Annotated in this window: 35 protein-coding genes; all 35 read right to left on the reverse strand. The window is 42.9% G+C overall.

Annotated elements, in window-relative coordinates:
- Positions 1-996: 996 nt before the first annotated feature.
- Entirely contained in the window at positions 997-1,338 is a 342-nt protein-coding gene (rplQ, locus tag BN6539_RS01245; protein ID WP_067532771.1) for a 50S ribosomal protein L17, read from the reverse strand.
- Positions 1,339-1,361: 23 nt separating this feature from the next.
- Complete coding sequence (locus BN6539_RS01250; protein WP_067532774.1) at positions 1,362-2,306, reverse strand: DNA-directed RNA polymerase subunit alpha; 945 nt, start codon at positions 2,304-2,306, stop codon at positions 1,362-1,364.
- Positions 2,307-2,356: 50 nt separating this feature from the next.
- Positions 2,357-2,977 carry a 30S ribosomal protein S4 gene (rpsD, locus tag BN6539_RS01255; RefSeq protein ID WP_067532776.1) on the reverse strand — a complete coding sequence of 207 codons (621 nt, stop codon included), beginning with the start codon at positions 2,975-2,977 and terminating at the stop codon, positions 2,357-2,359.
- Positions 2,978-2,999: 22 nt separating this feature from the next.
- The gene (rpsK, locus tag BN6539_RS01260) at positions 3,000-3,398 is read right to left on the reverse strand and encodes a 30S ribosomal protein S11 (RefSeq protein WP_067532779.1); all 399 of its coding nucleotides are present in this window, start codon (positions 3,396-3,398) and stop codon (positions 3,000-3,002) included.
- A gap of 17 nt (positions 3,399-3,415) precedes the next feature.
- The gene (rpsM, locus tag BN6539_RS01265) at positions 3,416-3,784 is read right to left on the reverse strand and encodes a 30S ribosomal protein S13 (RefSeq protein ID WP_067532782.1); all 369 of its coding nucleotides are present in this window, start codon (positions 3,782-3,784) and stop codon (positions 3,416-3,418) included.
- Between the two features lie 124 nt (positions 3,785-3,908).
- Positions 3,909-4,022 (reverse strand): 50S ribosomal protein L36, encoded by a 114-nt coding sequence (gene rpmJ, locus BN6539_RS01270; protein WP_022155406.1) that lies wholly within the window; start codon positions 4,020-4,022, stop codon positions 3,909-3,911.
- Positions 4,023-4,142: 120 nt separating this feature from the next.
- A complete protein-coding gene (gene infA, locus BN6539_RS01275; protein ID WP_067532786.1) occupies positions 4,143-4,361 on the reverse strand; it encodes a translation initiation factor IF-1 in 219 nt (72 codons plus the stop codon).
- A gap of 20 nt (positions 4,362-4,381) precedes the next feature.
- Complete coding sequence (gene map / locus BN6539_RS01280; RefSeq protein ID WP_067532789.1) at positions 4,382-5,128, reverse strand: type I methionyl aminopeptidase; 747 nt, start codon at positions 5,126-5,128, stop codon at positions 4,382-4,384.
- A gap of 1 nt (position 5,129) precedes the next feature.
- Positions 5,130-5,777 (reverse strand): adenylate kinase, encoded by a 648-nt coding sequence (locus BN6539_RS01285; RefSeq protein WP_067532792.1) that lies wholly within the window; start codon positions 5,775-5,777, stop codon positions 5,130-5,132.
- A 13-nt stretch (positions 5,778-5,790) separates the two neighbouring features.
- Positions 5,791-7,065, reverse strand: a complete 1,275-nt coding sequence (gene secY, locus BN6539_RS01290; RefSeq protein ID WP_067537956.1) for a preprotein translocase subunit SecY — start codon at positions 7,063-7,065, stop codon at positions 5,791-5,793.
- Positions 7,066-7,072: 7 nt separating this feature from the next.
- Positions 7,073-7,513: a 50S ribosomal protein L15 gene (rplO, locus tag BN6539_RS01295; protein ID WP_067532795.1), complete on the reverse strand. Its 441-nt coding sequence runs from the start codon at positions 7,511-7,513 to the stop codon at positions 7,073-7,075.
- A gap of 20 nt (positions 7,514-7,533) precedes the next feature.
- A complete protein-coding gene (gene rpmD, locus BN6539_RS01300; RefSeq protein ID WP_067532798.1) occupies positions 7,534-7,716 on the reverse strand; it encodes a 50S ribosomal protein L30 in 183 nt (60 codons plus the stop codon).
- 13 nt (positions 7,717-7,729) lie between these two features.
- Positions 7,730-8,233 (reverse strand): 30S ribosomal protein S5, encoded by a 504-nt coding sequence (gene rpsE / locus BN6539_RS01305; protein ID WP_067532801.1) that lies wholly within the window; start codon positions 8,231-8,233, stop codon positions 7,730-7,732.
- Positions 8,234-8,249: 16 nt separating this feature from the next.
- Positions 8,250-8,615 (reverse strand): 50S ribosomal protein L18, encoded by a 366-nt coding sequence (rplR, locus tag BN6539_RS01310; RefSeq protein WP_067532803.1) that lies wholly within the window; start codon positions 8,613-8,615, stop codon positions 8,250-8,252.
- A 17-nt stretch (positions 8,616-8,632) separates the two neighbouring features.
- Positions 8,633-9,175, reverse strand: a complete 543-nt coding sequence (gene rplF / locus BN6539_RS01315; RefSeq protein WP_067532806.1) for a 50S ribosomal protein L6 — start codon at positions 9,173-9,175, stop codon at positions 8,633-8,635.
- A gap of 12 nt (positions 9,176-9,187) precedes the next feature.
- A complete protein-coding gene (rpsH, locus tag BN6539_RS01320; protein WP_067532808.1) occupies positions 9,188-9,586 on the reverse strand; it encodes a 30S ribosomal protein S8 in 399 nt (132 codons plus the stop codon).
- Between the two features lie 174 nt (positions 9,587-9,760).
- Positions 9,761-9,946, reverse strand: coding sequence for a type Z 30S ribosomal protein S14 (locus tag BN6539_RS21715; protein WP_074038054.1), 186 nt, complete (start codon positions 9,944-9,946; stop codon positions 9,761-9,763).
- 14 nt (positions 9,947-9,960) lie between these two features.
- Positions 9,961-10,503, reverse strand: a complete 543-nt coding sequence (gene rplE / locus BN6539_RS01325) for a 50S ribosomal protein L5 (protein ID WP_067532811.1) — start codon at positions 10,501-10,503, stop codon at positions 9,961-9,963.
- A gap of 17 nt (positions 10,504-10,520) precedes the next feature.
- Positions 10,521-10,826, reverse strand: a complete 306-nt coding sequence (gene rplX / locus BN6539_RS01330; protein WP_067532815.1) for a 50S ribosomal protein L24 — start codon at positions 10,824-10,826, stop codon at positions 10,521-10,523.
- A 14-nt stretch (positions 10,827-10,840) separates the two neighbouring features.
- A complete protein-coding gene (rplN, locus tag BN6539_RS01335) occupies positions 10,841-11,215 on the reverse strand; it encodes a 50S ribosomal protein L14 (RefSeq protein ID WP_067532818.1) in 375 nt (124 codons plus the stop codon).
- A gap of 14 nt (positions 11,216-11,229) precedes the next feature.
- Complete coding sequence (gene rpsQ, locus BN6539_RS01340; RefSeq protein WP_067532820.1) at positions 11,230-11,490, reverse strand: 30S ribosomal protein S17; 261 nt, start codon at positions 11,488-11,490, stop codon at positions 11,230-11,232.
- Between the two features lie 19 nt (positions 11,491-11,509).
- Complete coding sequence (gene rpmC, locus BN6539_RS01345) at positions 11,510-11,713, reverse strand: 50S ribosomal protein L29 (protein WP_067532823.1); 204 nt, start codon at positions 11,711-11,713, stop codon at positions 11,510-11,512.
- Positions 11,713-12,144 (reverse strand): 50S ribosomal protein L16, encoded by a 432-nt coding sequence (rplP, locus tag BN6539_RS01350; RefSeq protein ID WP_067532826.1) that lies wholly within the window; start codon positions 12,142-12,144, stop codon positions 11,713-11,715. Before rplP ends, rpmC begins: the two co-directional genes overlap by 1 nt.
- A gap of 26 nt (positions 12,145-12,170) precedes the next feature.
- Positions 12,171-13,076, reverse strand: a complete 906-nt coding sequence (rpsC, locus tag BN6539_RS01355; protein ID WP_067532829.1) for a 30S ribosomal protein S3 — start codon at positions 13,074-13,076, stop codon at positions 12,171-12,173.
- Positions 13,077-13,093: 17 nt separating this feature from the next.
- Positions 13,094-13,429: a 50S ribosomal protein L22 gene (rplV, locus tag BN6539_RS01360; protein WP_067532832.1), complete on the reverse strand. Its 336-nt coding sequence runs from the start codon at positions 13,427-13,429 to the stop codon at positions 13,094-13,096.
- Between the two features lie 16 nt (positions 13,430-13,445).
- Positions 13,446-13,724: a 30S ribosomal protein S19 gene (rpsS, locus tag BN6539_RS01365; protein ID WP_067532835.1), complete on the reverse strand. Its 279-nt coding sequence runs from the start codon at positions 13,722-13,724 to the stop codon at positions 13,446-13,448.
- Between the two features lie 16 nt (positions 13,725-13,740).
- The gene (rplB, locus tag BN6539_RS01370) at positions 13,741-14,574 is read right to left on the reverse strand and encodes a 50S ribosomal protein L2 (RefSeq protein ID WP_067532838.1); all 834 of its coding nucleotides are present in this window, start codon (positions 14,572-14,574) and stop codon (positions 13,741-13,743) included.
- Positions 14,575-14,592: 18 nt separating this feature from the next.
- Complete coding sequence (gene rplW, locus BN6539_RS01375) at positions 14,593-14,883, reverse strand: 50S ribosomal protein L23 (RefSeq protein WP_067532841.1); 291 nt, start codon at positions 14,881-14,883, stop codon at positions 14,593-14,595.
- Complete coding sequence (gene rplD / locus BN6539_RS01380; protein ID WP_067532844.1) at positions 14,883-15,506, reverse strand: 50S ribosomal protein L4; 624 nt, start codon at positions 15,504-15,506, stop codon at positions 14,883-14,885. The genes rplW and rplD overlap by 1 nt, the downstream gene beginning before the upstream one ends.
- A 29-nt stretch (positions 15,507-15,535) precedes the next feature.
- The gene (rplC, locus tag BN6539_RS01385) at positions 15,536-16,171 is read right to left on the reverse strand and encodes a 50S ribosomal protein L3 (RefSeq protein WP_067532847.1); all 636 of its coding nucleotides are present in this window, start codon (positions 16,169-16,171) and stop codon (positions 15,536-15,538) included.
- 123 nt (positions 16,172-16,294) lie between these two features.
- Positions 16,295-16,606, reverse strand: a complete 312-nt coding sequence (rpsJ, locus tag BN6539_RS01390) for a 30S ribosomal protein S10 (RefSeq protein WP_067532850.1) — start codon at positions 16,604-16,606, stop codon at positions 16,295-16,297.
- Between the two features lie 616 nt (positions 16,607-17,222).
- Positions 17,223-18,809: a putative polysaccharide biosynthesis protein gene (locus tag BN6539_RS01395; protein ID WP_067532854.1), complete on the reverse strand. Its 1,587-nt coding sequence runs from the start codon at positions 18,807-18,809 to the stop codon at positions 17,223-17,225.
- A gap of 16 nt (positions 18,810-18,825) precedes the next feature.
- The gene (locus BN6539_RS01400; RefSeq protein ID WP_067532857.1) at positions 18,826-19,371 is read right to left on the reverse strand and encodes a DUF2284 domain-containing protein; all 546 of its coding nucleotides are present in this window, start codon (positions 19,369-19,371) and stop codon (positions 18,826-18,828) included.
- Between the two features lie 399 nt (positions 19,372-19,770).
- Positions 19,771-20,307 carry a rubrerythrin gene (gene rbr, locus BN6539_RS01405; protein WP_067532860.1) on the reverse strand — a complete coding sequence of 179 codons (537 nt, stop codon included), beginning with the start codon at positions 20,305-20,307 and terminating at the stop codon, positions 19,771-19,773.
- Positions 20,308-20,334: 27 nt separating this feature from the next.
- Positions 20,335-20,736 (reverse strand): Fur family transcriptional regulator, encoded by a 402-nt coding sequence (locus tag BN6539_RS01410; protein ID WP_067532864.1) that lies wholly within the window; start codon positions 20,734-20,736, stop codon positions 20,335-20,337.
- Positions 20,737-20,853 lie beyond the last annotated feature (117 nt).

Below are 20,853 nucleotides of genomic sequence, written 5' to 3' on the forward strand. Positions count from 1 at the left end.
GCACGCCGCCAGCGTTCATCCTGAGCCAGGATCAAACTCTTAATTAAATGGTATATCATAACCCGCTAGGGTTCTGAAATCTAATTAACAGATCCGATTCGGATCAAACGCTTCTGCGTTCGCAATTCATTTCTTTCGAAATTATTGTTGTTTTGTTTAGAATTGTCGGAAACTAATCATGTACATCTTGTTTACCAATCTGTGTTGATTGTTTCTTACTTTTTAGTTTTTTGAGGACCGTGGTCCTCTCTGACTAAATTTCTACACTATGAAGTTTTCTAGGTTCTTGGCAGCCCCTGTGAGGCTGCTGCCGCTGTCCGTGATGTCCGTCATCAGCTTGCCTTCCGTAAGACAGCTTGATTATTATATCACCTTGGATCCGCTCTGTCAAGCACTTTTTTCTGCAGCTTCCTGCCCGTGCCTGCCGCCTCTCTCTGACAGCTTGATTATTCTACCATCTTTTCCTTACTCTGTCAAGTGCTTTTTTCGTTTATTTACTAAAATGCACTTTTCATCGAAGGCGGATAGTTTTTACATTATACCATCTCTCTGACAGCTTGTCAACTCATTTTTCCTGTCCCCAGGTTTTGTTGACACTCTCTATTTGAGACAGCTTTAATATAATATCATTCACTCAGGGTTTTGTCAACTCTTTTTTCGACATTTTTCGCGTCATTTTAAGAATCATCCCTTTGCCCTGTCAAGCAATGGCTTATGCGCATTAATCCACATGCCTATTAAGGCTCCACAGCCCTATCAGAGGCATTTAACGTCACATCGTAGTTTTACCTAAAATATTCCATAAATGTCGTAAGAGAGGCTGTCAGCCCTTTAATATTCTCTTTCTTCTGCACCCTGCTGCTCATAGTTAAAAAGATAAGTTCTTTGAAGCTTACGTTAATTCATCCTGTGAACGCAATTTCCTATGAATTAAAAAATCCCATGGTATTCAGTTTGAATCCATGGGATTGATCCTATTTACTATCTGCGTAGGAATTATACTAACTCTAAGAATACGACCTCAGCGTTATCGCCTCTTCTAGGTCCTAATTTCAGAATTCTTGTATATCCACCATTTCTATCAGCATACTTAGGAGCTATTTCATCGAATAACTTTGAAACTACGTCTTCGTCATAAACGTAAGCCAATACCTGTCTTCTTGCGTGAAGATCGCCACGTTTAGCAAGGGTAATCATCTTTTCTGCTTCTCTTCTGGCTTCCTTCGCTCTGCAGTCAGTCGTTGAGATTCTTCCGTCTCTGAGCAAGTCAGTGACCAGATTTCTCAGCATTGCTTTTCTGTGAGCAGTCGGTCTGCCCAGTTTTCTATATCCTGGCATATCAATTCTCCTTTCATTAATACTTAATCGTCACTAGGTTTTAGTCCAAGTCCCAGTTCTTCTAATTTTGCTTTCACTTCGTCAAGAGATTTCTTACCAAGGTTTCTAACCTTCATCATATCCTCTTCGCTACGTTCTGTTAATTCCTCAACAGTGTTGATAGCTGCTCTCTTCAGGCAGTTAAAGGAACGAACGGAAAGTTCTAATTCCTCTATTGTCATCTCCAGAGCTTTTTCCTTCTGGTCTTCTTCCTTCTCAACCATGATTTCCATTCCGTCAGTGGAGTCATCCAGCTGGATAAAGAGATTCAGGTGTTCCTGCATGATCTTTGCTCCAATTGATACGCCTTCTTCTGGTGTGATTGATCCGTCAGTCCAGATTTCAAGATTTAATCTATCAAAGTCAGTTACCTGACCAACTCTCGTATTCTCTACTGTATAGTTAACTTTTCTCACTGGTGTATAGATTGAGTCAACTGGAATCACTGAAATCGGGGTGCTCTCCGTCTTGTTCTGGTCAGCAGGCACATAGCCTCTGCCTCTCGCGAGGTTGATCTCCATAACAAGGGTAGCGTTCTCCTCAAGAGTTGCGATGTGCAGTTCTGGATTGAAAATCTCCATCTCCGAATCGCCGATGATATCAGCAGCAGTGACCTCTTTTGGTCCTACAGCGTTGATAATCACTCTCTTCGTGTTCTCGCCATTCAGTCTTACAGCAAGTTTCTTTAAGTTTAAGATGATTTCTGTTACGTCTTCTTTGACACCTGGTATAGTTGAAAACTCGTGAAGTATTCCGTCGATTTTTACAGATGTTACAGCTGCCCCTGGTAATGAACTGAGTAGGATTCTCCTCATACAGTTTCCAAGAGTCGTACCATAACCTCTTTCAAGAGGTTCTACGACAAATTTGCCATAGGTACCGTCTTCATCCACAAATTTAGTTATTGTTGGTTTTTCGATTTCTATCACTAAAAAACCCTCCTTCTTCTTCCAAGTAATACCGGTTTCACGCCGCTATATTATTTGGAGTACAATTCGACGATTAAGTGCTCTGCAACAGGAGTATCGATGTCCTCTCTTCTCGGCATAGCAACAACTTTACCTTCTAGCTTTTCAACGTCTACTGTCAACCATGAAGGTACTGTGATTGACATTTCTTTGATTTCTTTAAACTTCGGTGAGTTTGTGCTCTTTTCTTTCACTTTGATCACGTCTCCAGCCTTCAGTTCCATTGCAGGAGCTGTCGCTTTCTTTCCGTTAACCGTAAAGTGTCCGTGTACGACGAGCTGTCTTGCTTCTTTTCTTGAAGATGCAAATCCAAGTCTGTAAACAGCATTGTCCAGTCTTGTCTCTAATAAGATAAGTAAGTTATCACCTGTCTTACCTTGTCTTCTTTCTGCTTTATCAAATAAATTTCTGAACTGCTTTTCCTGCATTCCATAAAATCTCTTTGTCTTCTGCTTTTCTCGTAGCTGCAGTCCGTAGTCGGAAGTCTTCTTTCTGCCCTGACCGTGCTGTCCAGGAGGGAAATTTCTCTTTTCGATAGCGCATTTGCTGCTATAGCATCTTTCACCCTTTAAGAAAAGCTTTTGGCCTTCTCTTCTGCATAGTCTGCAGTTAGCATCTGTATATCTTGCCATTTTATATTACTCCTCCTTTCAATTAGACTCTTCTTCTCTTTGGCGGTCTGCATCCATTATGTGGAATTGGCGTAATGTCTTTAATCATAGTGATTTCAAGACCAGCAGCCTGAAGCGCTCTGATAGCAGCTTCTCTTCCGGATCCCGGACCTTTTACATAAACTTCAACTGTCTTTAAACCGTGCTCCATAGCAGCCTTTGTTGCTTCTTCAGCAGCCATCTGTGCAGCAAACGGTGTGGATTTCTTAGAACCCTTGAATCCTAAAGAACCTGCACTTGACCATGAAAGTGCGTTCCCGCTCATATCTGTAAGAGTAACTAAAGTATTGTTAAAGGTGGATTGGATATGTGCCTGGCCTTTTTCAATGTTCTTACGTTCTCTTTTCTTTTTTCTAACTGTCTTCTTTACAGTCTTAGCCATTGTTTCCTACCTCCTTCTTATTTCTTTTTTCTTCCTACAGTCTTTTTAGGACCTTTACGAGTTCTAGCGTTTGTCTTTGTCTTCTGACCTCTTACTGGAAGTCCTCTTCTATGTCTGATTCCTCTGTAGCTTCCGATTTCCATAAGTCTTTTGATGTTCATGGAAACTTCTCTTCTCAGATCTCCTTCTACGAGGTAATCTTCGTCGATAATCTTTCTGATTTTACCAGCTTCATCCTCCGTCAGGTCTTTCACTCTAGTATCAGGGTTTACACCTGCTTTTTCAAGGATTGCTAGTGATGTTGGTCTACCGATACCAAAAATATAGGTTAAACCAATTTCTACTCTTTTCTCTCTTGGTAAGTCGACACCGGCTATACGAGCCATACGTTTCCTCCTTCTCCTATCTTCCGTCACGTTTCCAGGAGTGATATAGACAGGCGTTCTGCATATGCAATAATTTAAATGGATTCTGCGGTCCTGGTCCATGCAGTTCCGTTTTACTAACTAATTAACCTTGTCTCTGTTTGTGCTTTGGATTTTCACAGATAACCATTACTTTTCCGTTTCTTTTGATTACCTTGCACTTTTCACAGATTGGTTTTACGGAAGCTCTAACTTTCATTTCTGTTCCTCCATTCTGTTTGGTCTCGCTTATAATTTTCGAGCGCAGCCGAGAAAATTATATAAAATCTTCCTTGCAGCAACGCTGACGAACCGAAGGTTCACTATAATCGAGGATTTTCTACTTATCTCTCCATATAATTCTTCCTCTTGTCAGATCGTAAGGGGAAAGTTCAACCTTTACCTTATCGCCTGGGAGGATCCTTATATAGTTCATTCTTATTTTTCCTGAAATGTGTGCAAGCACTTCAAAACCGTTTTCAAGTTTTACCTTGAACATTGCGTTTGGTTGAGCATCCACAACGGTTCCCATTGCTTCGATGACGTCTTTTTTCGCCATTAATTACACCTCTCTCTTTACTATAGGGTAAGCAGCTCTGGCTCACCATCATTTATTACAACAGTATTTTCATAATGGGCTGCCAGACCGCCGTCCACTGTGACAACAGTCCAGTCATCCTGCAAGACATCCACTTCATAAGAGCCTTCTACGATCATCGGCTCAATGGCCAATGTCATACCCGTCTGAAGCCTCGGTCCTTTTCCAGCTTTGCCGTAGTTGGGAATCTGCGGTTCTTCGTGCATCTCGCTGCCGATACCGTGACCGACAAAATCTCTGATGACGCCAAATCCTTCTCCCTCAACCTTCTGCTGAATTGCGTGTGAGATATCATAGAGGCGATATCCTTCCCTCGCAAATTTTATCCCTTCAAAAAAGGCGGCTTCAGCAGTATCAATCAGGCGCTTTGCTTCTGAGCTGATTTCGCCGACGCCGTAAGTTCTTGCGGCGTCAGCCATATAGCCTTTGTACTCGACGACCAGATCGACACTGACAATATCTCCTTCCTGCAAAATCCGTTTTTTGCTTGGAATACCATGGACGACTTCTTCATTGACAGAGACGCAGGCACTGGCAGGATAATCGCAATACCCTTTTTCGGAGGCAATCATCCCGTGCTCTTTCACTGTTTTTTCAACGAACTGGTCGATATCCATCGTAGAGATACCTGGCTTTATGATATTCTTAAGCTCTCTTAAGATCAAGCTGTTCACCTTGCCGGCCGTTCTCATCATGTCAATTTCCTGCTTAGATTTGATGATGATCATACTATTCACCTATAGATTTTACTATCTCAGCAAACACTGTCTCAAGTGGAAGTGCACCGTCAATGGTAACGATATTGTCTGCTCTTTTATAATAGTCCACAAGCGGCATAGTCTGTTCGTTGTAAACTTCGATTCTGTTTTCAACAGTCTCAACAGTATCGTCAGCTCTTTGGAATAGCTCGCCTCCGCAGATATCACAAATGCCTTCTTTTTTAGGAGGAATATTTACGACGTGGTAGGATGCGCCGCATTTTTTGCAGACTCTCCTACCTGTCAGTCTTGTAATCAATTCTTCCTTCTCAACTTCGATATCAATCACCTTATCCAGCTTCATGCCGTGAGCTGTTAAAAACTCATCCAGCTTTTCTGCCTGATAAACGGTTCTCGGGAATCCATCTAACAGAAATCCGTTCTTGCAGTCGTCTTCAAGCAACCTTGAAGTGGCGAGGTCGATGACCAAATCATCGGGAACTAATTCACCTTTGTTCATATATTCCTGGGCCTTTTTACCGAGTTCGGTTCCGTTTTTGATGTTTTCTCTAAATATGTCACCAGTTGAAATGTGTGGAACGTTATACTTTTCCACAATTCTCACTGCCTGTGTACCCTTGCCAGCACCTGGAGGGCCTAACAAAACTGTTCTAAGCATTTGCTCATCTCCTCTATTTTAGAAATCCTTGATAGTTTCTCATAACCATCTGATTTTCCAGTTGTTTCATTGTGTCAAGTGCAACGCCCACTGCGATCAGAAGGGAAGTACCTCCAAATCTCATGTCAAGACCAGAGAACTGGCTGACAAGTGTAGGCATCGTTGCGATTACAGCCAGGAAGATTGCACCTACAAATGAGATTCTTGACATAACTTTGTTAAGATATTCAATTGTAGCCTTTCCCGGTCTGATACCTGGGATGAATCCGCCGTTTGCTTTCATGTTCTGTGCAACTTCTACCGGGTTAAAAGTAACCGCTGTGTAGAAATAGTTAAAGAAGATGATCAGCAATACGTTGAGTACCGCATATACCCATACTCCTGGATTTCCGGCAGGGGACAGCCACTTTGTGATAAAGTCGGTGAAACCTGAATCGGGGAAGAAGTATGTGACTGTCAGCGGGAACTGCAGGATGGACAGAGCAAAGATGACTGGAATAACTCCCGCCTGATTTACCTTTAGAGGAATATGTGTAGACTGGCCGCCATACATCTTTCTTCCTACTACTCTCTTTGCATACTGAACCGGTATTCTCCTCGTTCCCTGCTGAACCTCGATAACACCTAAAATTACAACGATTGCAAATACTGCAAACAGTAACAATGTGATGATTGAGAGGGTTCCGTCAGAGTACTGTGTCCACAGGCTGCGAAGTCCGCTCGGCAGCCTCGCAACGATACCACCGAAGATGATCAGTGAAATACCATTACCGATACCTTTTTCGTTAATCTGTTCTCCTAACCACATCAGGAATGCAGTACCAGCAGTCAACACCAAAATGATTACAACAAAGGAGAACCAACTCTGGTCGACGACTGCCTGCCTGAACAGACCAACGGTAAGGCCTAAAGCCTGTATTACTGCCAAGACGATGGTCAGATAACGAGTGATCTGTGCCATCTTCTTTCGCCCCTCCTGTCCCTCTTTTGCCAGCCTTTCGAAATACGGAAAGGCGATGGTCAAAAGCTGAATAATGATGGAAGCAGTAATGTACGGCGTAATACTCAGGGCGAATATGGTGAAGTTGCTGAATGCGCCGCCAGAGAACAAATCGAACAGGTCGAAAAGTCCTGTGTCACCAGCAAACACCTGGGCCAATGCGGATCTGTTGATTCCCGGTACAGGAATGTTGGATCCGATTCTGAATACTACCAGCATCAATAAGGTGAAAATGATCTTACTTCTTATTTCGGCGACTTTAAAGGCCTGCGAAATAGTCTTAAGCATCTCCATCTTAGATCACCTCTGCCTTTCCTCCGGCAGCCTCAATTTTTTCAACCGCAGACTTTGTAAATTTGCTCGCTTTTACTGTCAGGCTATTTTCTAAAGCTCCGTCACCCAGAACTTTGATTCCGTCTTTTACCTGTTTTACCAGTCCTGTCTCTTCCAGCAATTCTGGTGTAACTACAGTTCCTGCTTCAAATCTATTTAAATCTTTTACGTTGATTGTCGTATATTCTGTTCCAAAGATATTTGTAAATCCTCTCTTTGGAAGACGTCTGTATAGTGGCATCTGTCCGCCTTCGAAGCCGAGTCTTACTCCGCCGCCGCTTCTGGATTTCTGACCATTCATACCTCTGCCGCCAGTTTTACCCTGGCCAGTAGCTGTACCACGGCCTCTTCTCTTGCGGTTCTTAGTTGAACCTTCTGCCGCTCTTAATTCATGCAGTTTCATTATACTTTGCACCTCCTATCTTACAGTTCTTCTACAGTAACAAGATGCGCTACCTTTGCAACAGCACCACGAGTCTGAGGTGTGTCAGCCATTTCAACTGAATGATGCATCTTTTTGAGTCCTAACGCTTCGACAACTTTTCTCTGTTTAGGGGAAGCGCCAATCGTACTTTTTGTCAAAGTGATTTTTAACATTTTAGCCATTTGCGTATTCCTCCTATCCTAAAATCTCTTCAGGGGCTTTGCCTCTCAGCTTAGCAACCTTTTCAACAGTCATCAGAGATCTGAGACCCTCTAATGTTGCATAAGCCATGTTGCCTGTATTGTTTGAACCAATTGATTTTGCTCTAACGTCTTTGATTCCAGCAGCTTCCAGTACGGTACGTACAGACGAACCTGCGATTACTCCAGTACCCTGTGCAGCCGGCATGAGAAGTACTCTGCCTGCGCCGAAGATACCGATGTTTCTATGTGGTATAGTTGTTCCTACAGTTGGAACATATATTAAATTCTTCTTTGCATCTTCTGTCGCTTTTCTTACAGCTTCAGGAATTTCCTGTGCTTTTCCAAGACCAACGCCTACATATCCGTTGCCGTCTCCGACTACTACAGTTACGCTGAATCTCATGTTTCTACCACCCTTAACAGTCTTAGCAACACGTCTGATGTTAACGATAGTTTCTTTTAAGTCAAGCTTGGATGCATCAATGATATTACGCATTCCTTATCTCCTCCTGTTAGAATTTTAATCCGCCTTCACGAGCGCCGTCAGCTAATTCCTTAACTCTTCCGTGATAGAGGAATCCGCCTCTGTCAAAAGTAACCACTTCGATTCCCTTTGCAAGTGCTCTCTTTGCAATAGCTTCTCCAACTTTCTTTGCAGCTTCCTTGTTTCCGCCGTAACCGATCTCGGCTTTCAAGTCTTTATCAAGTGAAGATGCGGAAGCTAAAGTAACCATGTTTACATCGTCGATGATCTGGCAAGAAATGTTCTTGTTCGATCTAAAAACGCAAAGTCTCGGTTTCTCAGGAGTTCCAGATAAATTTTTTCTAACTCTTTCGTGTCTTTTCACACGTCTGTCGTTTCTGCTTTCTTTTGCCATTTTACTTCACTCCTTTCTTATTTAGCTCCAGCTTTTCCTTCTTTTCTGCGGATTACTTCGTTCTCATACTTGATTCCCTTGCCCTTGTATGGTTCAGGTTCTCTCCAAGCTCTGATGTTTGCCGCATAGTTTCCAACGACTGCTTTGTTGATTCCTTTTACCACAACTGTTGTTGCATCAGGCACTTCAGTTGTAATTCCTTCAGGATCTTTCATTTCTACAGGGTGTGAATATCCCAGGCCCATAACTAATGTATCGCCCTTCTTTTCAGCTCTGTAACCTACGCCTACTAACTGAAGCTTCTTCTCATATCCGTCAGTCACACCGATAACCATGTTATTTACCAGTGTTCTTGCCAGTCCGTGCTGTGATCTGTATTCTCTCGCATCGGATTCTCTGGTGAATACGACTTCGTTATCTTTGATTTCTATATTGATTAATTTGCTAACCTGTTCCTGCAGCTGACCCTTCGGTCCTTTTACTGTTACTACGTTGTTTGCATCAACGGTAACTTCTACACCGGCAGGAAGTGCCACAGGTCTATTACCTATTCTTGACATATCTATTTCCTCCTACCATACATAACAGATTACTTCTCCGCCGACACCAAGCTGTCTAGCCTTCTTGTCGCTTACAACTCCCTTTGAAGTGGAGATGATTGCGATTCCCAGGCCACCTAGTACTTTAGGTACATCGCCTGCTTTTGCATAAACCTTGAGTCCCGGTTTTGAAATCTTCTTGATTCCAGTAATTACTCTTTCTTTGTTAGCACCATACTTCATCTGAACTTTGATTGTGCCCTGTTTGTTATCATCTATAACATCAAACCCGTTAATGTAGCCTTCTTCAACTAAGATTTCTGCGATGGATTTTTTAATCTTTGACGCAGGAATCTCAACTGTTTCATGACCTACAGTATTGGCATTTCTGATTCTTGTCAGCATATCTGCTATTGGATCTGTCATTGTCATTACAGTATTTCTCCTTCCTCTTGTGCGGTATCGAGTAGCTAACGCTGTCTCTTGAATGGCTGTCTTGGCGGTAAGTTGCCACGGACTAAAGTCCTGCAACTCTCGCACGAGACCTACTCGCCAAATCAGAGATTTGGGTTAGGGCTTCGACCTACACACTGATTTAACTTAATTTTACCAGCTAGCTTTTCTTACGCCTGGGATTTCTCCTTTGTAAGCAAGCTCTCTGAAACAAATACGGCATATACCGTATTTCTTTAATACGGAGTGTGGTCTTCCACAAATTCTACATCTTGTATATGCACGTGTTGAATACTTTGGTTTTCTCTGCTGCTTTACTTTGAGAGATGTCTTAGCCATATTTTCCCTCCTACCTATTTCTCAAACGGCATGCCGAGAAGTTCCAGTAATGCTGCAGCTTCTTCGTCTGTCTTAGCCGTTGTTGTAAATACTATATTCATACCTTTGATAGTGTCAACATCATCATAGTTGATTTCAGGGAAGATTAACTGCTCTTTAACGCCCATGGAATAATTTCCTCTGCCGTCAAAGGAGTTCTTGCTAACACCCTTAAAGTCTCTTACTCTAGGAAGAGAGATATTGAAGAACTTGTCAACAAATTCATACATGTTATCTCCTCTCAGAGTAACTTTTGCTCCAACTGGCATTCCCTGTCTTACTTTGAAGTTCGCGATGGACTTCTTTGCTTTTGTAGTGACAGGTCTCTGGCCGCTGATCAAGCCCAATTCTTTTACTGCAACTTCCATGATCTTAGCGTTTTCCTTCGCTTCGCCCAGACCCATATTTATTGTAACTTTCACAAGCTTCGGTACTTCCATCACGTTTTCGTAGTTGAACTTTTCCTTCAATGCTGGGAATACTTCCTTCTTGTAAGTTTCTCTTAATCTTGCTGTCAAAATCGTCTCCTCCTTTCTTAGTCGATTACATTTCCTGTTTTTCTGTTTACTCTTACTTTTCTGTCGCCGTCAACCTTGTAGCCAATCTTGATCGCTTCTTTCGCTTTTGCGTCATAGAACATCACGTTGGAAACATCGATCGGGCCTTCGATATGTTTGATCTCAGCTTTTTCCGTTCTCGTCTGTTTCTGGTGCTTCGTCTGAACGTTTACGCCTTCAACGACAACCTTGTTTTCTTTCGGCATCGCTCTGAGAACTTTCCCAGTCTTGCCCTTATCTTTACCAGTAATTACGATTACTGTATCGTCTTTTTTAATACGCATCTGTCAACACCTCCCTATAATACTTCTGGTGCCAATGACACAATCTTCATGAAGCCTTTATCTCTGAGCTCCCTAGCAACAGGTCCGAAGATACGTGTTCCCACTGGGCTCTTGTCTTCTTTATCTTTAATGATTACTGCAGCGTTCTGGTCGAACTTCACGTAGCTGCCGTCTGCTCTTCTGGCACCTTTCTTCGTTCTAACCACTACAGCCTTGACAACGTCACCTTTTTTAACGACGCCGCCTGGTGTTGCTTCTTTAACAGCACAAACGATGATATCACCAATGTTCGCGTACTGACGGCTTGTTCCGCCGAGGATACGGATACATAAAAGTTCTTTTGCACCTGAATTGTCAGCAACTCTCAATCTTGTTTCTGTTTGAATCATGATCTGGTGCCTCCTTATTTAACTTTTTCAATGATGTTGACAAGTCTCCATCTCTTATCCTTTGATAGAGGTCTTGTTTCCATAATTCTAACTTTATCTCCGATATTGCATTCGTTGTTCTCATCGTGAGCCTTGACCTTTTTGGTTCTTTTTACAGCTTTACCATAAAGGGAATGTCTTACGAAGTCTTCGATTGCAACAACTACAGTCTTATCCATCTTATCGCTCGTTACGATGCCGACTTTCGTCTTTCTTCTATTTCTTTCAACTGCCATTAGAGCATCCTCCTTTCAATTAAGCCTGAACCTTTTCAAGTTCTTTTTCTCTTATAATAGTTTTAACTCTTGCAATATTTCTCTTAACTTCTCTCATCTTTACAGGGTTCTCAAGCTGTCCTGTTACATGCTGGAATCTCAGATTGAAAAGTTCTTTTTTCATCTTTTCCAGTTCTGTAGTAAGCTCGATATCTGTCATCTCTCTCATCTTGTTCAATTCCATTATGCTTCACCACCCTTTGCTTTTTCTTCTTTGATGGCAAACTTTGATTTGACTGGTAACTTGTGCATTGCAAGTCTCATAGCTTCTCTTGCCTGTTCTTCTGTTACACCCTCAATCTCAAACATTACTCTACCCGGTTTTACAACTGCTACCCAGTACTCAGGAGCACCTTTACCGGAACCCATACGTACTTCTGCAGGTTTCTTCGTTACTGACTTGTGTGGGAAAATCTTAATATATACTTTACCACCTCTTTTGATAGATCTTGTCATGGCAATTCTGGCTGCCTCGATCTGATTTGAGGTGATCCATCCACATTCCTGTGCTACAAGGCCGTACGCTCCGTAAGTGATGGTGTTACCCTTGGTCGCTACGCCTTTCATTCTACCTCTGTGAACTCTTCTGTGTTTAACGCGCTTTGGCATTAACATGGCTGTGTTCCTCCTTTCTCTAGTGCTTATGCTTCAGTTTCAGCAGTTTCAGCTGGTGCTGCTGCTTCTACCTGTGGTTCGCTTGCTTTTGGTGCTGCTTTCGGTGCCTTTCTGACTCTCGGGTTTACTGCAGGTGCAGCTTCAGGCGCGGCATTGCGATCGTTTCTGTTGTTTCTTCTGTCGTTCCTTCTGTTGTCATTTCCGTTTCTGCGATCGTTTCTTCTTCTGTCGCCGTCTTTTCTGCCCTTGCGGCCGTCTCTCTTGTCGCGTTTTTCTTCACGAACCGGGCTCTGCAGTCCCTTGTCTAGGATTTCACCGTGGTTAATCCATACTTTGATACCGATCTTGCCGTAAGTTGTATCTGCTTCTGCAAATCCATAATCGATGTCAGCCCGGAGAGTGTGGAGAGGAACATTACCTTCGCTGTACTTTTCGTTTCTAGCGATTTCTGCTCCGCCAAGTCTTCCTGAGCAAAGAACTTTGATACCTTTTGCATTGGCTTTCATTGTTCTGCCGATAGCCTGTTTCATTGCTCTTCTGAAAGACACACGTCTTTCCAGTGCCTGGGCAATGCTTTCAGCTGTCAGCTGTGCATCAAGTTCCGTTCTTCTGACTTCTTCGATAGAAATCTCGACTTCTTTGCCTGTCATTTTTACCAGCGCAGCCTTCAGCTGGTCGATTCCGTCTCCGGATCTTCCGATAACCATTCCCGGTCTGCCAGTTAAAATGATGACTCTGATTTTATTCTCAGCTGCTCTTTCAATTAACACCTTTGAAACACCAGCTGCATATAATTTTTTCTTAACGTACTCTCTGACTTTATTATCTTCAATCAGCATGTCTGCGAAATTGTTCTTATTTGCATACCACTTTGAGTTCCAGTCTTTGATTACGCCCACTCTCAATCCATGTGGACTTACTTTCTGACCCATTCAATGAACCTCCTATCTTAGTCTCTTTCCTTCAGAGTCACGCCAATGTGGCTAGATCTCTTCAGGATGATTGATGCTCTACCTTGTGAACCGGCTCTCCATCTCTTCATTGTAGGGCCTTGATGAGCATATACTTCTGCAACGTATAAATTATCCGGATTCATATCAAAGTTGTTCTCTGCATTTGCAGCAGCAGATTTTACAACTTTCTCGATTATTTCTGAACCTTTACCAGGTGTGAACTTCAGAATTGTAAGCGCCTCGTTTAAATCCTTACCTCTTACAAGATCTGTAACAGGCTTCAGCTTGATAGGAGACATTCTTACATATTTTGCAATTGCTTTTGCTTCCATTTTTTATCTCCTTTTCTTATCTAACTTTTGATGACTTATCTGCAGCGTGGCCTCTGTAGGTTCTGGTTGGAGCGAATTCTCCAAGTTTGTGTCCTACCATGTCTTCTGTAATATATACAGGAACATGTTTTCTACCGTCATGGACTGCAATTGTGTGACCCACCATCTGTGGGAATATAGTGGATGGTCTTGACCAAGTCTTGATAACTTTCTTTTCGTTCGCTTCGTTCATCGCTTCAATCGCTTTCAACAGCTTCACGTCTACGAAAGGACCTTTTTTAAGTGATCTACCCATTATCTATGCTCCTTCCTTATTTTTCATTTCTTCTCTTTACGATATACTGATTGGAAGCTTTGTTCTTCTTCCTTGTCTTGTAGCCAAGAGCAGGTTTACCCCAAGGAGTAACTGGACTCTTACGTCCAACTGGCGCTCTACCTTCACCACCGCCGTGTGGATGGTCGTTAGGGTTCATGACGGAACCTCTTACAGTAGGTCTCCAGCCCATGTGTCTCTTTCTACCTGCTTTACCGATCTGGATGTTGGAATGATCGATGTTGCCAACTTCTCCGATGGTTGCTCTGCACTGGATCAGAACTTTTCTTACTTCTCCGGAAGGCAGTCTTACCTGAGCATATTTATCTTCTTTTGCCATCAGCTGTGCGCCGTTACCTGCTGATCTTGCAAGCTGTCCGCCTTTGCCTGGCTTTAACTCGATATTGTGAATCATGGTACCAACTGGAATGTTGGCGATTGGAAGTGCGTTTCCAACTTTGATGTCTGCTTCAGGACCTGAGTAGATAACATCTCCTACTTTTAATTTGTTCGGAGCGATGATATATCTCTTTTCGCCGTCAGCGTAGAAAATCAATGCGATATTTGCGCTTCTGTTTGGATCGTACTCGATTGTCTTAACTGTTCCTGGAATGTCGTCTTTTCTTCTCTTAAAGTCGATGATTCTGTACTTTGGTCTAGTACCACCGCCTCTATGTCTTACAGTGATCTTACCTCTGACATTTCTTCCTGAGTGTTTCTTTAAAGTTTCCGTAAGAGATTTCTCCGGTTTGTTCGTTGTAATCTCTTCGAAAGTAGAAACCGTCATACCTCTTAAGCCAGGAGTAGTCGGATTATATTTTTTAATTCCCATTAGTGCCTACCTCCTATATTACAGACCCTGGAAGAACTCGATTTCCTTGCTTCCCTCAGTCAGCGTAATGATCGCTTTCTTGTAAGCAGGAGTCTTACCCATGGTTCTTCCCATTCTCTTCATTTTTCCGTCAACGTTCATAATGTTTACTTTTTTTACTTCAACACCAAAGATTTCTTCAACTGCTAATTTAACCTGTGTCTTGTTAGCGTCTGTTGCAACTTTGAATGTGTACTTCTTTTCTTGCGCTTGATCCATGCTCTGCTCTGAAATGACAGGCTTGATAATTACGTCGTATGCAGATCTCATTATAAGTACACCTCCTCAATTTTTTCGATAGCTTCTTTTGTTACGATGAAGCTGTTGTAGTTTACGATTTCGTAAACGTTCATGGTTCCTACAAGAGCAGTTCTTACTCCTGGAATGTTGGCTGCTGACTTTACGATGTTGTCGTCTTTTTCAGCAGTGATAATCAATGCTTTCTTATTTGCTTTGACGTTCTCTAAAACCTTTACCATTTCCTTAGTCTTAGGAGCATCAAACTTTAATTCGTCTAAAACGATGATTTCGTTATCCTGTACCTTTGCAGAAAGCGCTGACTTCATAGCCAGTCTCTTTAACTTCTTAGGCACTGTATATCTGTAATCTCTTGGCTTTGGAGCGAAAGCGATACCGCCTCCTACCTGTGAAGGGTCCGTCGTGCTTCCCTGTCTGTGGCGACCAGTTCCTTTCTGTCTAAAAGGCTTTCTTCCGCCTCCTCTGACTTCGCCTCTCGTCTTTGCTGACTGAGTGCCCTGTCTCTGGTTTGCCAGATAATTTACAACAACTGCGTGAACAGCGTTAGCATTTGGCTCGATACCAAATATTTCGTCTTTAAGCTCAATTGTTCCGGCTTCAGTTCCGGCCATGTTAAGCATAGTTACTTTTGCCATTGTGTGCTTCCTCCTTTCTGAAGTCTCTTCTATTTGTCCTGACCTTTGACAGCGTACTGGATTCTTACCAGACTGCCTTTGCCGCCGGGAACTGCACCCCTGACCAGCATCAGATTTCTGTCAGTGTCAACTTTTGCTAAAACTACGTTCTGTACTGTAACAGTTTCGCGGCCCATTCTACCTGGTCCGGCATTACCCTTGAATACTCTTGAAGGATAAGTACCAGCGGCCAATGCGCCAGCTAATCTCTTGTGTTTTGAACCGTGAGTCATCGGGCCTCTGTGGTGACCGTGTCTCTTGATGTTACCCTGAGTTCCTTTACCTTTTGAAGTACCGGTGATGTCTAACTTCTTGCCTTCTTCGAAATCAGCAACAGTGATTACCTGTCCTAATTCGTAAGTTTCACCATCTTCTACTCTGAATTCAGCTAAGTGCTTCTTCAGCGGAGCGCCGCTCTTTTCGAAGTGTCCAGTCAAAGGTTTGTTAACTCTGTGCGCTTTCTGGTCTTCAAAACCAACCTGCACTGCATTGTAACCGTCAGTTTCAACTGTCTTGATCTGTGTTACAACTTCAGGACCAGCCTGAATAACTGTTACAGGAATTACTTCTCCTGTTTCTGCGAAAATCTGAGTCATCCCGATTTTCTTTCCAAGTATTGCTTTCATATGTTTTCCTCCTAATTCTTACAGCGGATTGCCCTGGTATGGTCTGCTTTCATTCACACAGGAGAATCAAAGCACTGCCCTCTCATGCAATCTTACTAAGGGGAGTACCCTTAATACCATAATTTACAGCTTAATTTCGATGTCTACGCCTGCAGGTAAATCAAGCTTCGTTAAAGCGTCTGTCGTCTGCAGTGTAGCGTTTGTGATGTCGATCAATCTCTTGTGTGTTCTCTGTTCGAACTGTTCTCTGCTGTCCTTGTATTTGTGTACAGCTCTTAAGATTGTAACAACCTCTTTTTCTGTCGGCAGTGGAATTGGTCCGGAAACGTCTGCGCCAGTTTTCTTAGCGGTTTCCACGATCTTTGCTGCTGACTGGTCTAATAACGCGTGGTCATAGGCCTTAAGCTTAATTCTGATTTTCTGTAATTCGCTCATTTTCTTCCTCCTAATTTTTTGTACTGTTTGCGCTATGCTTGTACAAGGGGTTCTCTCATGATCGGGACATTCCGATCAAGTGCCCACTTTGTAACGTGTGCGGTGGTTTGCTTACTTTGCACACGGCTCCGTGCGTTTCTTTATTTTTTACACAGAACAAAAGCCGGCGAACACCTTCGCCCTCATCTAGTGGGGACAATTCTCCGTAGAAATTACCTGATAGCTCAGCAACTTCCTACTTCATCGCCTTAAGCAAGCCTTTTAAGTATATATGATGTTTGTCAATATTGCAAGACTTTTTTTCAAAAAGTTTCCCTGCTTTTCAAACTTTTTTACTCATCTAACAGTGTAATTGCAAGCGCTTTACTTCGCTACATCTACACACGTATCCTGGCGTTTCTAAATAAGTCGTGAAAAAAGCGGAACCGACATGACCGCTGTTTCCGCTTGCATTATAATTTTTCTGATGACTTCTTACGTATTTTTTAATAATCATCAATCAATACATCTTCCTAAATAGTTTTCTTTACATTGCTTGCACAGCGACGAAATTTTCAAACCTTTTGCAAAGGGGTTATCCGCAAAAAAGAAAACAGTTCAGCACGGGAACATCGTATTAAAGCCGAAAAAGTTTTATCATAATTTCTCCGCAAGGTACCAGTTTTAATTCATCCACCGAAATCGCTCCCAATCGGATCACCGTCACTGCATAGACTGCAATCCCTGCAAAAATACTTACTATCGTGGCAATATAATCTTTTGTATAACCCAAGAGTAATATATAGGAGGCGTAGACGCAGATTCCCATAATCAGAGATGCCGCCATCGGTTTCACATAGGTCAATACGATATCAAATTTCACACCCGTACTCTTTTTGACGGATCGCATATTGAGAAACAGAGCAATGAGATAAGCCGCGTTGGTTCCAATTGCTGCTCCCTTTACATTGATTGCTGCAACACCTACCAGCAGATAGGTGATCACTACCTTTGCGCAAGCGCCTATGGCCAGATTTTTCACCGGATTCATCTGCCTGTCGATAGATTGCAGAGCCCCGGTGGTCGTCTGCGATATGGCTAACAAAATTACACCGATGGTCATGACTCTCAACGTCGGCACAGCTGCGATAGCGCTTTCCAACTGTTCCGGATACAGCATGGTAAGAATCGGACGTGCCAATACATACAAACCTACTGCACAAGGGCAAGCCATAATCATGGTCAGCCGCATGCTGACTTTGATATTCGCATTTACCTTTTCGATTTTATTTTGCCAGAAAAATGCAGCAATAGACGGCACTAAACTTACCGCGATGGCCTGGGTAAAGGTCTGCGGTAGCGAAATCAGAGTATCACAGTAGGCGCCATATTGGCTGTAGAGGTCCAGCGCCTCGTCAGCGGTCCACCCCGTAGCCTGCAGTCTGGCAACGATAATCGTAGTATCAATGGTGGACATAATCGGCATAATCTCCGCGCCAATAATAATCGGTATCGCAATCCAAGCAATCTTCTTTAAAATTGAGCGCTGAGACTCTTCTTGTCCTGAAGTTCTGAGCAATCTCACTTCACGTCTGCGCGCATCGAGCGCATAAATGATGACAATAATCAGAATGCCTACCAGCGCGCCTGCTCCAGCGCCAAACGTAGCCCCTGCCGCGGCAACATCAAGTCCTTGGCGGAAAAGGAAGAATCCAAGGCCTAGTCCTACGACTACACGCACCACCTGTTCTCCGATTTCCGATATGGCTGTAGGCGCCATATTTTGCCGCCCCTGGAAATATCCTCTGAAAGCAGACAGCATCGGTACGATACAGAGGGCCGGAGCAATGGCTTTCAAAGATATTTCAGCATCCGGAATTTTGATTAATTCCGAAATCACGCCTGCGCCAAAATAACAAATCGCAAAAGATCCTAATCCTATGACCAGCATCAACTTCAGTGCCGTGGTAAAAACTCTATGAGCGCCTTTTCCGTTTCCCATGGAAATTCGTTCGGAAACCAGTCTGGAAATTGCGACAGGAATTCCCGCTGTTGCCAACACCAAAAAGATGGCATATATAGTGTAAGCAACATTATAATATGCCATTCCTGCTCCAAGTTTATTTGCAAGTGGGATTCTCAGGGCCGCCCCCAGCAGCTTTACAATAATGCCCGAAATGCTTAAAATCGCTGCGCCCTTGATAAAAGTTCTCTTTTCCGACATGAATTCTTGTCCCCGCTTATATTTCTCCCATCATATATATTGCAAAAAATCCGACTTTATGTACACCATAGTCCCAGGGAATACCGCACGTTTCGCACAATTTTGCCACATTGATTCCATAAGCGGACAGACAGGACGCGACGCGATGCGGAAATCTGCAGGGTTCCCCTTCTGCCTTTCCACAGATCTTGCACTGGCTGCAGGGTCCCGCCATTATCGGCAACCCTTTTATTCCCGCTTCAGCCAACTGATCCATGAATCGTCTGACCACTGCATTGTGTTTCTTTTTTAACGGACCTGTTTCCGAAGCGTCTGTGATGTCTTTTACAGGCTGTATGGTCTGCAGTACTAAAGCTTTCTGATATTTGCGCGCTTTTTGTTCCATTTCCGCCGGCGTTCCGCAATCCGGCGGACAACCGTAATTCTTCCCATAGTTTCCGCAGTTATTCATCTCACAATATTTTCTAAATTCGTATTCAAACACCAGATCATCTGCGTCCACCATTGCCGCCTTGTCGATGCCAGCGGCTGCAGCCACTTTTAAAATTTCGTTGTCTGTCACCTTCTACCCCTCTTTTCTATTTTATCAGTTATTGGAATATGCTCTTGTCATTTTCACGTTTGCATCTTCTGACTTCATTTCACTGCGTTGTGTCATGATTTTATGATAGTCTTTATCAGCCTTGTTGTCAACCGTGGTGAAAGTATTGAAAATATATCACCTTTAACAGTTGGCATCATCACGTTCGTTTTGTACTTTTGGGGTGGATTGCCCCTCTCCTGCACAAACAACCCTTCGCTGATTATCATAAAGCGGGACTCAGACGAAAGCAAAGAAAAAGGGACGCACTCTGCTCAAAGTCCATCCCTCTTTCTTTTGTGTCGATTAATTTATTTTTGGATACTAGTCGGCTTGCTTAAATAGACATACTGATTCCTACCGAAATAGGCACATCTTAGATTAGTAATTCTCAGATTTGATCTGAAAGTATGCCTGTGGGTGCTTACATACTGGGCAGATCATCGGAGCTTCTTTTCCAATTACCTGGTGTCCACAGTTGCTGCACTGCCATAATACTTCTTCGTCCTTCACAAATACTTTGCCCTCTCTTACATTCTGGGCTAATTTATTGTATCTTTCCTCATGTTCTTTTTCTACTGCTGCAACGCCTTCCATCTGAGCCGCAATTTCCGGAAAACCTTCTTCTCTTGCGGTCTTAGCCATCTCTGCGTACATCTCAGTCCACTCATAGTTTTCGCCTTCTGCTGCTGCAATCAGGTTTTCTTCTGTAGTTCCGATGCCTACAGCCAATTTAAACCAAAGTTCCGCATGCTCTTTTTCGTTAGCTGCAGTTTCTTCAAAAATTTTCTGAATCTGTACATATCCATCTTTCTTTGCCTTTGATGCATAATATGTATATTTGTTTCTTGCCTGAGATTCTCCAGCAAATGCGATCATTAAGTTTTCTAATGTTTTTGTTCCTTTTAAGTCTTTCATTGTTTCTCCTCCATACATTTCAATTAACTAATTCTCAGTGTCCGCGCACTGGTCGCACACACCTTGTAACAAAGTCGTCGTTACAGTAATGTTTTCTCCGGTCACATCAAAGGTAGTGTTAATTACCTTGCGCAGTTGTTCTACGGCCGCCGTGTCTTTGGCTTTCAGGTCTATCAATCTACCACACTTGCAACACTGCATATGATAGTGCTCTGCAGCATTACCATCGAATCTATCAATTCCATCATTTCCAGAAATTCTCTCAATCTCACCAATACTGGTCAGTGCATTCAGGTTCCGATAGACAGTTGCAATACCGATAGAAGGCATTTTTTCGCGAGCCTGCTGGTATACCCACTCCGCAGTAGGATGAACAGGATTTGATTTTACAATATCCAGAATCAGTCTACGCTGTCTCGAGTATTTCATACTAGCCCCTTTCTCGCAATATCAATAATGATTATCATTATTATAATTCTCTTTCCTCTAGTTGTCAAGCCAAAAATTGTTAATTTATTATGTTTAATTTCTATTTTTAGAGGTATA

The organism is Emergencia timonensis (assembly GCF_900086585.1).
GTDB lineage: Bacteria > Bacillota > Clostridia > Peptostreptococcales > Anaerovoracaceae > Senimuribacter > Senimuribacter timonensis.